The sequence below is a fragment of the Leifsonia sp. Y878 genome, assembly GCF_057669685.1.
Genome location: NZ_JBYHFS010000004.1, coordinates 298,983 through 311,909 on the forward strand (window position 1 = coordinate 298,983; position 12,927 = coordinate 311,909).

Genomic DNA, 12,927 nt, shown 5'->3' on the forward strand with positions numbered 1-12,927 from the left:
CGGCGTCACTCGGTTCTCGGGTGGCGCCGCTGCGGCGTTGGCGGCCGTTGGTGTGCAATGCGCAGTCCTGCACGGGGCATCCGCTTTCGGCGGCTCCCTTGGCAGTATGCCGGTGCTGCGGCTAAAATTGAGTCCAGCAGACTCAACTTTGGAGGGAAGTTCGATGCAAGCAGGACAACAACCACCCCAGGAAGAGGCCAAGTCCGCCCTGGAGCTGTACGGCATCAATCTGACCGATGTCGCCAAGAGCGGCAAGCTCGACCCGGTGATCGGCCGTGACGCCGAGATTCGCCGGGTGAGCCAGGTGCTGACACGCCGAACCAAGAACAATCCGGTGCTCATTGGAGAGCCAGGCGTCGGAAAGACTGCGGTCGTCGAGGGGCTCGCGCAGCGCATCGTCGCCGGCGACGTCGCCGATTCGTTGAAGGGCAAGCAGCTGGTCTCACTCGACCTCGCCGCTCTCGTCGCCGGTGCCAAGTACCGCGGTGAATTCGAAGAGCGGCTGAAGGCCGTGCTCAAGGAGATCAACGACGCAGAAGGCGAGATCATCACCTTCGTCGACGAGCTGCACACGCTGATGGGTGCGGGCGGCGGCGAAGGTTCCGTCGCGGCATCCAACATGTTGAAGCCGATGCTGGCACGGGGTGAGTTGCGCCTGATCGGTGCCACAACGCTCAACGAGTACCGCGAGTTCATTGAGAAGGATGCCGCGCTTGAGCGCCGCTTCCAGCAGGTCTACGTCGGTGAGCCGTCGGTGGAAGACACCATCGCCATCCTGCGTGGGTTGAAGGAGCGCTACGAAGCCCACCACAAGGTGGCAATCGCCGACCAAGCGCTTGTCGCCGCGGCCGCGCTGTCGAATCGGTACATCCCGTCACGCCAGCTGCCCGACAAGGCGATCGACCTCATTGACGAAGCTGCCAGCCGACTACGTATGGAGATCGACTCCGCCCCCGTGGAGATCGACGAACTTCGTCGGAGCGTCGATCGGCTCAAGCTCGAGGAGCTGGCGCTCAAGAAAGAAAAGGACGACGCCTCCAAGGAGCGCCTCGTCAAGCTGCGCGAAGACCTCAAGACGCGCCAGGAGACGCTTGCCGAGCTGCAGGCCCGCTGGGACAAGGAACGCGCATCCCTCAACCGCATCGGTGAGCTGAAGGAAAAGCTCGACAACGCCCGCAGTCGCGCAGAGCGTGCGCAGCGCGAAGGTAACCTCGAGCAGGCATCACGCCTGTTGTATGGCGAGATCCCCGTCATCGAGCGCGAGCTGCAGGATGCCGAGCGGGCCGAAGCGAGCGGACCGCTCATGGTCAACGACCAGGTGACTGCCGAAGACATCGCCGCGGTAATCGCCGCGTGGACCGGCATCCCCGTTGGTCGGCTGCTGCAGGGCGAAAGCGAGAAACTCGTCAATCTGGAGGCCGAACTCGGCCACCGCCTGATCGGCCAGAAGGAGGCGGTGCACGCCGTCGCCGACGCGGTGCGCCGCAGCCGTGCCGGCATCGCAGACGCCGACCGTCCAACGGGGTCGTTCCTGTTCCTCGGCCCGACTGGCGTTGGGAAGACGGAGCTGGCCAAGGCGCTCGCCGACTTCCTGTTCGACGACGAGAAAGCCATGATCCGCATCGACATGAGCGAGTACGGCGAGAAGTTCGCCGTTTCCCGCCTCGTCGGCGCTCCTCCCGGCTATGTCGGTTACGAGCAGGGCGGCCAGCTCACCGAGGCTGTGCGCCGCCGACCGTACTCCGTGGTGCTCTTCGACGAAGTGGAGAAGGCGCATCCAGAGGTCTTCGACGTGCTGCTGCAGGTGCTCGATGACGGCCGTCTGACCGATGGCCAGGGCCGCACCGTCGACTTCCGCAACACCATCCTCATCCTCACGTCCAACCTGGGTTCGCAGTTCATGGTCGACCCATCGCTGACGCAGGCTGAGCGCGAGGAGTCGGTGCAGCAGCTGGTGCGCCAGGCGTTCAAGCCGGAGTTCGTCAACCGACTCGATGACATCGTGATGTTCTCGCCGCTGTCGATGGACGACCTCGGCCAGATCGTTGAGCTGTACATTGAGCGCCTCCAGGGTCGGCTCGCCGACCGCCGGCTGCAGCTCGCGGTGACACCGGATGCCAGGGCCTGGCTCGCCGAGCGCGGCTACGACCCCATCTACGGTGCGCGTCCGTTGCGTCGACTCATGCAGAAAGAGATCGACGACAAGCTGGCGATGGCGCTGCTCTCCGGAACGGTGCACGACGGCGAACTGGTGCGGGTCGACCTGGCGCCGGGGGGACAGGGCCTGGCCGTCGACTCCGAACCGGCACCGGTTTTCGATCCGGTCGAGTGATCACATAACGGATGCTGGATGTCGATGCTCAGCGGCGGCCACACCTCTGGCCGCCGCTCTTGGCCGGGCGTAGTCTCGTGATCTGACGTTCCGCCACCAGACCCAGCATCGGAGGGCACATGGCTGACCAGAATCCGCCGGGGCCGGGCCGCCCAGACGACGAACAATTCGATCCACACCTTCCTGAGCCCGACCCGCACGACGCTGCCGAACTCCTCGAGAACCCCAGGGAGCATCTCGGTGACGAGATCATGGCAGTGCAGGACTTCTCGTCCGAACAGGCTGGCTACCACACGGCACTGAAATCCAGGCAGCTGCAGATGATCGCCATCGGCGGCGCCATCGGCACCGGGCTCTTCTTGGGCGCCGGCGGGCGGCTCGCCATCGCGGGTCCCGGCCTGGTCTTCAGCTACGCGCTCTGCGGATTCTTCGCCTATCTCATCCTGCGCGCCCTCGGCGAGCTGGTGCTGCACCGCCCGTCATCCGGTTCATTTGTCTCATACGCCAGGGAATTTCTCGGCGAGAAGGCCGCCTTCATCGCTGGATGGATGTACTTCCTCAACTGGGCGATGACGGCCATTGTCGACGTCACGGCGGTGGCGCTCTACGTGCACTACTGGTCGTTCTTCACCTCGGTGCCGCAGTGGGTGCTTGCCCTCATCGCGCTCACCCTCGTGCTGGGCTTGAACCTGGTCTCTGTGAAGGTCTTCGGCGAGATGGAATTCTGGTTCGCCATCATCAAGGTCACGGCCCTCGTCGCATTCCTCATCGTCGGCATTGTGTTTCTCTCCTTCAATTTCCCAACGGATGTCGGCCCGACCGGAATCTCGATCCTCGCCGACAACGGTGGCTGGCTCCCGCAGGGCCTGCTGCCCGTGGTGATCGTGCTGCAGGGTGTCGTGTTCGCCTATGCGGCCATTGAGCTGGTGGGAACAGCGGCGGGGGAGACCGAGAACCCCCGCAAGGTGATGCCCAAGGCGATCAACACTGTCATCCTGCGCATCGCGGTGTTCTACGTCGGCTCGGTCCTGCTGCTCTCGCTGCTGCTGCCGTACACCGAGTATCAGGCGGGGCAGAGCCCGTTCGTCACGTTCTTCTCGCATATCGGATCCCCAGAGACGGCCGCCATTGCCGGATCGGTGATGAACTTCGTCGTGGTCACCGCCGCCATGTCGAGCCTGAACGCCGGGCTCTACTCGACAGGTCGCATCCTGCGCTCCATGTCGGTGAACGGGGCTGCACCGCGATTCACCGCGAAGATGAATTCGTCCGGGGTGCCGTACGGCGGCATCCTGCTGACGGCGGGGATCGCGCTGCTCGGCGTCGGCCTCAACGCGATCGTCCCCTCCCAGGCATTTGAGATCGTGCTCAACATTGCCGCTCTCGGCATCCTGTCGAGCTGGGCGACGATCATCCTGTGCCAAATGAAGCTGCAACGCTGGGCGGCCCAGGGACGCATGGAACGGCCGGGGTTCCGGATGCCGCTTGCCCCGTTCAGCTCGTACCTCACGTTGGCATTCCTCGTGTTCGTACTCGTGCTGATGGCGTTCGACTACCCGGTCGGCACGTTCACCGTCGCGTCACTTATCGTGGTGATCCCGGCGCTGCTGATCGGCTGGCATTTCGCCAAACCGCGCATCCTGGCGGCGGCTCTGCTGCGCGAGGGCCACACCGGCACATTTCCCGTGATCGCGGAGCGGCCTGGCATCGACAACGTGACGGGGATCAGCGGGGCCGACTCTGGCCACGGGCAGGGACCGCCACCGGAGTCACCAGATTCGGATGCGGACAAGCCCGGCAGCTAGAGGAAGAGCGAGAGCAGCAGCGTCAGCAGGAGACCCATCACGGAGATGATGGTCTCCATCACAGACCAGGTCTTGATGGTCTGGCCGACGGTGAGGCCGAAATACTCCTTCACCAGCCAGAACCCTGCGTCGTTCACATGCGAGAAGAACAGTGACCCAGCGCCAACGGCAAGCACCACGAGGGACAGCTGCCCAGGAGGAAGCCCGGCGGCCAGCGGCGCGACGATGCCCGCCGCGGTCACCGTGGCAACCGTGGCAGAGCCGGTGGCCAGCCGGATGAGCACGGCCACCATCCAGCCGAGGACCAACGCCGAGAGGCTGGCGGCCAGGGCGATCTTGGCGATGGCTGTTCCCGTGCCGCCGTCGATCAGAACCTGCTTGAACCCGCCGCCGGCGCCGACGATGAAGACGACGCCCACAATCGGCAGCAGGCTCTGCCCGATCTTGGCCGCGAGAACGGATGCCGAGAAGCCCACGGTCGTTCCGAACGTCACCATGGCCAGTAGTACGGCCAGTAGCAGCGCAACGACGGGGTCGCCGATGAAGTCGAGAATGGTGCGCGCGGGGGTGTCCTTCGGAAGCCAGATGTCGGCGGCCGCTTTCAAGAGCATGAGCACGAGGGGGAGCAGGATCGTGATCATCGTCCAGGCGAAGCTGGGGCTTCTAGTGGCCGTTGGGTCCTGCGATGCGCCGGCGTGCTCTGTCCCCTTGTCGGCATCGGCCTCCGCGCTTGACTCGGTCACGGCCAGTGCGGCGCCACCGGCACCGACGGGCACCCAGCGGGCGGCGAGACGACCGAAGAGTGGCCCGGCAACGATCACCGTGGGAATCGCAATGACCAGCCCGATCGCGAGCGTGAACCCGACATTGGCGCCCAGGATGCCGATCGCGGCGAGCGGGCCAGGGTGGGGCGGCACGAAACCGTGCAGCACAGACAGGCCGGCCAGCGCCGGAATACCGAGTCGCATCGCGGGCGAATTCGTGCGGCGGACCGCCAACATGACAATGGGAATCAGGAGCACGAGCCCGATCTCAAAGAACATCGGGATGCCGATGATCCCGGCGATCAGGGCCATCTTCCATGGCAGCGTGGCCGGGCGGCCCTTCAGGATTGTGCGCACCACGATGTCGGCGCCTCCCGAATCGGCCAGCAGCTTGCCCAGCATGGCGCCGAGCGCGATCAGCACCCCGACGTAGCCCAGCACACCGCCAACGCCCAGCTCGTACGAGGCAGTCACCTTGTCGAGCGGGATGCCAGAGCCGATGCCCACGAACAGGGCGCCGATGGTCAGGGCCAGGAACGCGTGGAACTTTGCCCACACAATGAGTACGACCACGATGGCGATACCCACTGCGGCCACGATCAACACTTGCGTGTCGTGGGCGTTCCACGGTTCGTCGACGGGGTCCGTTGCGCTGTGCGCACCGAGCCAGGTGAGCGCAGTCACTGCGCGATCCAGAACGTCCATCGCCTTCTCCAACCTGGTCAGTCGTGCTGTTTCAGGGCTCGCATGGGGATAGTCGGCACATCGGTGAGATGCAGTTCGGTGATGATCGCCTTGGCGATCGCCTTCGGCTTGCGTCCGATTTCGATGCTGATCGCTGGTTCATCCGCTGCGGGCTCTTCGAGGGCGGCGAACTGGCTGTCGAGGAGGGCCGTCGGCATGAAGTGGCCCTGCCTGGCGGCCATCCGGCTGGCGATCAGGTCGCGGCTGCCGGAGAGATACACGAAGATCACGCCGGCGTGCCGGCGGTTGAGCAGCTCGCGGTACGAGCGCTTGAGGGCTGAGCAGGTGATCACGCCGTTCTCGCCGGCAGCGTGGCGGTCATCGATCCAGTCGGCGACCTTCTCGAGCCATGGCATCCGGTCTGCATCCGTGAGCGGATGCCCCGCAGCCATCTTCTCGACGTTTGCCGGCGGGTGTAACGAGTCACCCTCCTCGAACTCCCAGTGCAAGCGACCGGCAAGCAGGGCAGCAACGGTCGACTTCCCACAGCCGGATACGCCCATCACCACGAGGACGAGAGGGCGTTGCGTTGCGATCTTCTGCCAGTCGCTCATGGTCACATCCTGCCCCTGTTCCCGTGCAGAAGGCGCGACATAGCCATCGGCGCGCCGGTCGCGGACTCACGACTGGCCACGGACGCCCGGCGATACCGCCACTCGCGCTAAGAGGCATAGGCTGTTTTCATGCGCGCAACAGTGATTTACGGTGAACGAGACGTCCGAGTCGAAGAAGTCCCAGACCCCGAACTATCCACCGGGAGTGACGCGATTGTTCGAGTCGTCGCGGCCTGCGTGTGTGGGTCAGACCTGTGGCCGTATCGCGGAGTCACACCGGTCACCGAGCCGCACCGCATCGGCCACGAGTTCGTCGGCATCGTCGAGGAGATCGGCCACGACGTGACGCTGCTCGCCCCAGGCGACTTCGTCATCGCGCCTTTCTACCACTGCGACAACACGTGCATCAATTGCCAGAACGGCGTCAGCACCTCGTGCTTGAACGGCGGCTGGTGGGGCGCCCCCGATCGCGCAGGTGCATTCGCGGATGGTGGCCAGGGCGAACGTGTGCGGGTTCCGCACGCAGAGGGCACGCTCGTTTCCACATCGCGGATGCCGGAAGAGGAACAGATCGCCGGCCTCCTCGCCCTCTCCGATGTGATGGGCACCGGCCACCATGCCGCGGTCTCGGCAGGCGTCACTCCCGGCAGCACTGTCGTCGTCGTCGGTGATGGAGCAGTCGGGCTGTGCGCGATCATCGCCAGCAAGCGCCTGGGCGCATCGCGCATCGTGGCAATGTCCCGGCACGCAGACCGCCAGGAAATTGCGCGGGAGTTCGGTGCAACAGACATCATCGAAGAGCGCGGCGACGAGGGTGTCGCGCGGGTTCAGGAACTCTTCGACGGCATCGGAGCCGACTTCGTGCTCGAATGCGTGGGAACCAAGGAGTCGATGGACCAGGCGATTCGCTCGGCTCGACCCGGGGGAATGGTCGGCTACGTTGGAGTGCCGAATGGCGGTGCTGAGCTTCCCATTCGCACACTCTTCAACCGCAACGTTGGTGTGAATGGTGGTGTCGCGCCGGTGCGCGGTTACATCGAGGAGCTGCTCCCTGAGGTGCTGGCTGGCGAGATCAACCCCGGACGAGTCTTCGATCTCTTGCTCCCGCTTGACCAGGTCGCCGAGGCCTACGCGGCCATGGACGAGCGTCGTGCGGTGAAGGTGATGCTGCGCCCATAGCGAGGGCGATTGACGGCATCCCTGTGGGAAGTGGGGACGCTCTGGTGCTGGTCCGCGCCATTTTTGAGGCAGCGAGCCCAGATATTTCAGACGTAGTACACAGGTGAAATACACTCATCTTCGGGGTTTCTTGCAGCCCTGCAAATTAGGGTACTTGAAGTGTTGCGGGCAGTACTGGCCGATCTGAGCCTGGCTCCCGCGCATGCCCGGTGCTTCACCGAAGTCCGGATGGGTGCGTCCCCACGCGCCCCGGATTCTTTCCCACAGGCGAGGATCCCACCTCAACCACGCCGTCCCCGGCGAGATTCAGGATGATTCTTTGCTCAACTTCCGCTTGTCCCCTTCTGTCCTTTCCCGTAAGTCCGCCGTTCTTGGCATCGCGTCGGCGCTTGCTGTCGGTGCACTGTCGATCAGCACGGCTGCCCCTGCCGCTGCTGCGGAATCCGACGCAGCAGCCTCGATGGAGGCCGTGAGCTCGGTCGCGCCGCTGGCCCAGACGATTGACGTGACCGGCTCGATTGCCGCCTCTGCGATTCAGCGCGATGGTTACACGGCGGCAGCTGCACTCGCTGAGGTCGCCGAAGAGACTGTCGCCGAAGAGGCTCCTGCCCCTGCTCCCGTTGTCAGCTGGGTCAACCCCGCCACGGGGACGATCACGAGCCCATACGGCCCGCGTCCGAATAAGCCGGTGCCAGGTGTCAGTGCCTTCCACAGGGGCACAGACGTCGCAGCCGCATCCGGCACACCCCTCTATGCCGCCTTCAGTGGCACTGTTGTCCAGGCCGGTGCTCTTGGGTCATACGGCAACTGGGTACTCATCGACCACGGCAACGGCATCCAGACCGGATACGCCCACAACAGCTCAATCAACGTCAGCATTGGCCAGACTGTCGCGGCAGGCGAGCTCGTTGCATTGATGGGCAGCACGGGCGCATCGACCGGCCCGCACCTCCACTTCGAAGTACGTGTCAATGGCGAAGCCATCGACTCCGTCCCGTTCCTGAGCGAGCGAGGCGTGACCCTGGGAAGCTAAGCCAGGCAGCAGTGGCCACAGGGGCCGCAGTGACCATCGCGGTCACTGCGGCCTTTGTCATGTGTGGCACTGACGAGCTGGCCCATGTGGGCCGATTGGCTGGTCGGAGCCACGAGACCGTAAGCGTTCGCGGGCAATGTGAAAATAGTTCAGCTTGATTCACAAGTCCGCTTAATTGCTGGTCAGCCGCCATTTTAAAGCGGGCAGAGAAGTCGCTTTAGGCGTAGTACACAGGTGAAATACATTCATCTTCGGGGTTTCTTACAGTCGTGCAACTTACGCTAGTTCGAATGTGTTGCGGGAAAGGCCGGCCAGATTCGGCCTGATTCCCGCACATGGCCCGGTACTCCAGCGAAGTTCGGGTGGGCGCGTCCCCCACGTGCCCCGAATTCTCCCCACGGGCGAGGATTCCCACCTCAATGACGCCGTCTCCGGCGAGATTTCGGATGATTCTTTGCTCAGCACCCGCTTGTCCCACCTCCTTTCCCGTAAGTCCACCGTTCTCGGTATCACCTCGATGCTTGCTGTCGGTGTGATGTCAGTAAGCACGTCCACCCCCGCCGGTGCCGTGGAATCCGAAGCAGTGGCCCCGATGGAGACCGTGAGTTCGGTCGCCCCGCTTGCCCAGACGATTGAGGTGACCGGCTCGGTCGCAGCGTCCGCCATCCAGCGCGATGGATACACGGTGGCTGCAGCCCCGGTGGAAGCTGCTCCCGTTGTCGAGGAAGCCCCCGTGGCTGAGGTGGCTGCGGTTGTCGAGGAGGCTCCTGCTCCCGCCCCGGCGCCCGCTCCCGCACCTGTCGTCAGCTGGATGCTGCCCACCGTTGGGCACATCAGTAGCCCGTTCGGCCCGCGTCCGGACAAGCCGGTTGCTGGCGTGAACCCGAACCACAAGGGCACTGACATCGCAACGGCGTCCGGCACGCCCGTCGTCGCGGCCTTCAGCGGAACCGTTGTCGAAGCCGGCCCTCAGGGCTCATACGGCAACTGGATCCTCATTGACCACGGCAACGGCGTTCAGACCGGATATGCCCACAACAGCTCAATCAACGTAAGTGTTGGTCAGACCGTCTCTGCTGGCCAGGTCATTTCAGCCGTCGGCATGACGGGCGCAGCCACTGGCCCGCACCTGCACTTCGAAGTACGCGTGAATGGTGTAGCCATCGACGCCGTTCCGTTCATGGCCGAGCACGGCATCGCCCTGGGCTAATCCCCAGCGCCGCGACCCTGAAGGCCGCAGTGACCATCCCGGTCACTGCGGCCTTCAGTCGTTAACGCGGCCTGATGCGACGGCAGCCGGGCGTCTGGCGCGGCGCGGGAGTCACTCCCAGGTCGCAAGCAGATCCAGGGCGCTCTGCAGGATCGCGACGGCCTCTCCCCGATTAATGCGCGCAATCACCAGTGCGCTGACGGAGAGCGATGTGAGAAGTCGCGCACGCTCCGCGATCGTCTCGGCGGGGGCATCCGTGAATCTGCTGCGCAACGCCTGCTCCATTGCCCCCGTCAGCTCAGCGCGGTAATCCTCGATCACGGCGCGAAGTGCGTCGTCATGCGACGCGATGCCCGAGCTGTTCACGAGCAGGCAACCGCGGCGGGGTGAATCATCGGGCAGCGTGTCAATCGCCTGCATGAGCCCGGCAAAATAGCGCTGGGCGGCATCCGCTGGGATCGGCTCCGTGATGAGTACGCGAAGTCGCGGGCGAATGATGGTGTCGAGGTAGTCCTGTACGGCGGCATCGAACAGCCCTCGCTTGCTCGCGAATGCGTGATACAGGCTGGACCGGCTGAGGCCCGTGGCCGCTTCGAGGTCGGGCAGAGATGCGCCGTCGAAGCCCTTGTCCCAGAACACGTCACGGGCGGCATGAACCACCTCGCTCGTGCGAAAAGTCTGGGTTCGGCCCATCAGTTTGCCTCTCAAGAGTTGCGTATCGTTCGATCCAGTATATATTGGAACGAACGGTACACAAACGGATGACGCCGTGCAGGGCATTCCCACACGGCGTCGGCCACGACACACTATTGGCCACAACACACTATTGGCCACGACATGCTGTTCGCCCAACACAGAGAGAGCGCCCATGACCATCCTCGGACTCGTCCTCATCGGCGTGGCTGCCCTCATCCACGTGTACATCTTCGTGCTCGAGTCCGTCCTCTGGACAACACCTCGCGCCCGTAAAACCTTTGGGACCACAAGCGGCGAAGCAAACACCACCAAGGCGCTCGCGTTCAACCAGGGTTTCTACAACCTGTTCCTTGCGATCGTGTCGGTCATCGGAATCGTGTTGTTCGCCACTGGTGCCACCGTCGCCGGCGTGGCGCTGCTCTTCACCGGAGCCGGCTCGATGGTGCTCGCCGGCCTCGTGCTGATCATCTCGTCCCCAGACAAGGCGCGCCCGGCGCTCGTGCAGCTCGTCCCACCGGCGCTGGGCTTGATCGCACTCGTGATCGGCCTCTAGCACCGCGCTGCACTGAACTAGATCCACAGAACAAGCTGCACAGAACAAGAAAGAAGTAGCTCAACCATGAATTCAGCAACACCCAGCAACACCAGCAACTCCGGCACCGCCATCAGCACCCAGATTCAGCTGGTTACCCGCCCGGTCGGCTGGCCGACCCACGACGACTTCCGCACGGTCACCGTCGAGCTGCCGGAACTCGCGGCCGGCCAGGTTCGTGTTGTCAACGAGTTCGTCTCCGTCGACCCGTACATGCGTGGCCGGATGAACGACGTCAAGAGCTACACCCCGCCATACGTGCTGGGCGCGACCATGACCGGTGGCGCGGTCGGCCGCGTCGTCGCATCCGCTAGCGAGACTGTCGCCGTCGGCAGCGTTGTCGTGCACGACTTCGGATGGCGCGACGTCGCTCAGGAAGACGCAGCGAAATTCCGCGTCGTCTCCGAGATTCCCGGTGTGCCGTTGTCTGCCTACCTCGGCATCCTCGGCATGACCGGCCTCACCGCCTATGTCGGCCTGCTCGATGTCGCCGCGCTCAAGGAAGGCGACACCGTCTTCATCTCCGGCGCTGCCGGCGCCGTGGGAACCGCAGCCGGCCAGATCGCCAGGCTCAAGGGCGCCAAGCGGGTCGTCGGCTCAGCGGGAACGGCCGAGAAGGTCGCGCTTCTCACCGAGAAGTACGGCTACGACGCCGCGTTCAACTACAACGACGGACCGGTGCGCGACCAGCTCGCCGCTGCTGCACCAGACGGTATCGACGTGTTCTTCGACAATGTTGGCGGCGATCACCTCGAAGCAGCCCTCGCGGCATTCAGCGACGGTGGGCGTGCAGCACTCTGCGGCGCGATCGTCGGTTACAACACCACCGAGCGCACACCCGGCCCCGACAACATGGTCAACATCATCACGCGCGGCCTGACCCTCAAGGGCTTCACTGTCGGCAACTACGTGCACCACTTCCCCGAGTTCATGCGCGAGATGACCGGCTGGTTCCAGAACGGCGAGGTCGTCTTTGACGAGACCGTCGTCGACGGCATCGACCACACCGTCGACGCATTCCTCGACCTCATGCGCGGTGGCAACATCGGCAAGATGGTCGTTCGCGTCGGCACCAACTAAGAGGCCGGTCGGACGCGCGTACCTCCACGCCGTTGGTCGAGGAGGCCGGTCGGACGCGCGAACCTCCACGCCGTTGGTCGAGGAGGCCGTTCACGGCCGTCTCGAGACCCACAGTGAGGTAATTGGCCGGTGGGATTTCGAGACACTCGCTGGCGCTCGCTCCTCAATCAACGGGGCATCTGAACAACAGCCGCACTTAACGCAGAAGGGCCGGCGCTCATCACCGTGAGGTGACGAGCGCCGGCCCTTGTGGCGCGTGTGCTTAGTCGTTGACGAGCAGCAGTTCCGCGAGCGACTTGCGCGTGCGGGGTGCTGACTCGCGCTCGAGAATCTCGGGAGTCAGGGTCTCGACCGCGGCGAGCACACCGAGTGCGGTGACGGAGACCACGACCTGGTTCTCCTTGAGCTCGAACGCCCTGGCGAGTGCAGCGGCGTCGAATCCACCCATTTGGTGGGTGTGGATGCCCTCGTGCTGCGCCTGGATGGTGAGGTGGGCAACGGCCTGGCCGAGGTCGTATGCACCCCATGGGGTGGGCGTCTCGCCGCTCTCGACGACGTTGGCGATCAGCACGGATGCCGAGTCGGCCCATGCCTGGTTGAAGCCGAGCAGTGCTGCGTGGATCGCGGTGAAGCTCTCAGATCCGCGGCGGGCAACGATGAAGCGGGCCGGCTGCGAGTTGGCGGCTGACGGCGCCCAGCGCGCTGCCTCGAGGATGGTGGTGAGGACGTCGTCGTCGATGACGGCGTTCGCATCGTAGCCGCGTGGGCTCCAACGCTCAGCGAGCGTGGCGAGGAGGGGAGCGTCGGTGTTCGCGGCGCGACTGATCGTGTCAGTGATGAGGGTCAAGTGCTGCTTCTTTCAATGCGAGGAATATGGCTGGGGGCAACGCTGACCCATCAGCAGACAACCGACGTCAGGGCGCGGCTATTCCATGCAA

The 12,927-nt window shown here is 64.4% G+C and carries 11 protein-coding genes; 7 read left to right on the forward strand and 4 right to left on the reverse strand.

Annotated features, from left to right (window positions below):
• The first annotated feature begins 163 nt into the window (after nucleotides 1–163).
• Nucleotides 164–2,332 carry an ATP-dependent Clp protease ATP-binding subunit gene (locus AC25Y4_RS14695; protein ID WP_488121164.1) on the forward strand — a complete coding sequence of 723 codons (2,169 nt, stop codon included), beginning with the start codon at nucleotides 164–166 and terminating at the stop codon, nucleotides 2,330–2,332.
• A 251-nt stretch (nucleotides 2,333–2,583) separates the two neighbouring features.
• Complete coding sequence (locus AC25Y4_RS14700; RefSeq protein WP_488121264.1) at nucleotides 2,584–4,137, forward strand: amino acid permease; 1,554 nt, start codon at nucleotides 2,584–2,586, stop codon at nucleotides 4,135–4,137.
• Here the strand turns inward: AC25Y4_RS14700 and AC25Y4_RS14705 are convergent.
• Nucleotides 4,134–5,606, reverse strand: a complete 1,473-nt coding sequence (locus tag AC25Y4_RS14705) for a GntT/GntP/DsdX family permease (RefSeq protein WP_488121165.1) — start codon at nucleotides 5,604–5,606, stop codon at nucleotides 4,134–4,136. The two genes, AC25Y4_RS14700 and AC25Y4_RS14705, sit on opposite strands and share 4 nt — an antisense overlap.
• Nucleotides 5,607–5,623: 17 nt before the next feature.
• A complete protein-coding gene (locus AC25Y4_RS14710) occupies nucleotides 5,624–6,199 on the reverse strand; it encodes a gluconokinase (RefSeq protein WP_488121166.1) in 576 nt (191 codons plus the stop codon).
• A 129-nt stretch (nucleotides 6,200–6,328) separates the two neighbouring features.
• Between AC25Y4_RS14710 and AC25Y4_RS14715 the strand changes: the two genes are divergently transcribed.
• The 3 genes from AC25Y4_RS14715 to AC25Y4_RS14725 all read left to right on the forward strand — a co-directional run bounded on the left by AC25Y4_RS14715 (nucleotide 6,329) and on the right by AC25Y4_RS14725 (nucleotide 9,621).
• The gene (locus AC25Y4_RS14715; protein WP_488121167.1) at nucleotides 6,329–7,378 is read left to right on the forward strand and encodes a zinc-dependent alcohol dehydrogenase family protein; all 1,050 of its coding nucleotides are present in this window, start codon (nucleotides 6,329–6,331) and stop codon (nucleotides 7,376–7,378) included.
• A gap of 334 nt (nucleotides 7,379–7,712) precedes the next feature.
• Nucleotides 7,713–8,411 carry a M23 family metallopeptidase gene (locus tag AC25Y4_RS14720; RefSeq protein WP_488121168.1) on the forward strand — a complete coding sequence of 233 codons (699 nt, stop codon included), beginning with the start codon at nucleotides 7,713–7,715 and terminating at the stop codon, nucleotides 8,409–8,411.
• A gap of 379 nt (nucleotides 8,412–8,790) precedes the next feature.
• Nucleotides 8,791–9,621: a M23 family metallopeptidase gene (locus AC25Y4_RS14725; protein ID WP_488121169.1), complete on the forward strand. Its 831-nt coding sequence runs from the start codon at nucleotides 8,791–8,793 to the stop codon at nucleotides 9,619–9,621.
• Nucleotides 9,622–9,732: 111 nt separating this feature from the next.
• Here AC25Y4_RS14725 and AC25Y4_RS14730 read toward each other — a convergent pair whose 3' ends face one another.
• The gene (locus tag AC25Y4_RS14730; protein WP_488121170.1) at nucleotides 9,733–10,314 is read right to left on the reverse strand and encodes a TetR/AcrR family transcriptional regulator; all 582 of its coding nucleotides are present in this window, start codon (nucleotides 10,312–10,314) and stop codon (nucleotides 9,733–9,735) included.
• Between the two features lie 175 nt (nucleotides 10,315–10,489).
• Here AC25Y4_RS14730 and AC25Y4_RS14735 point away from each other — a divergent pair, with 175 nt between their 5' ends.
• Nucleotides 10,490–10,870, forward strand: coding sequence for a DUF1304 domain-containing protein (locus AC25Y4_RS14735; RefSeq protein WP_488121171.1), 381 nt, complete (start codon nucleotides 10,490–10,492; stop codon nucleotides 10,868–10,870).
• A 66-nt stretch (nucleotides 10,871–10,936) separates the two neighbouring features.
• Nucleotides 10,937–11,989, forward strand: coding sequence for an NADP-dependent oxidoreductase (locus tag AC25Y4_RS14740; RefSeq protein WP_488121172.1), 1,053 nt, complete (start codon nucleotides 10,937–10,939; stop codon nucleotides 11,987–11,989).
• A 262-nt stretch (nucleotides 11,990–12,251) separates the two neighbouring features.
• On the opposite strand, the gene AC25Y4_RS14745 is transcribed toward AC25Y4_RS14740, so the two are convergent.
• Nucleotides 12,252–12,836 (reverse strand): nitroreductase family protein, encoded by a 585-nt coding sequence (locus AC25Y4_RS14745; protein WP_488121173.1) that lies wholly within the window; start codon nucleotides 12,834–12,836, stop codon nucleotides 12,252–12,254.
• Nucleotides 12,837–12,927: the final 91 nt, after the last annotated feature.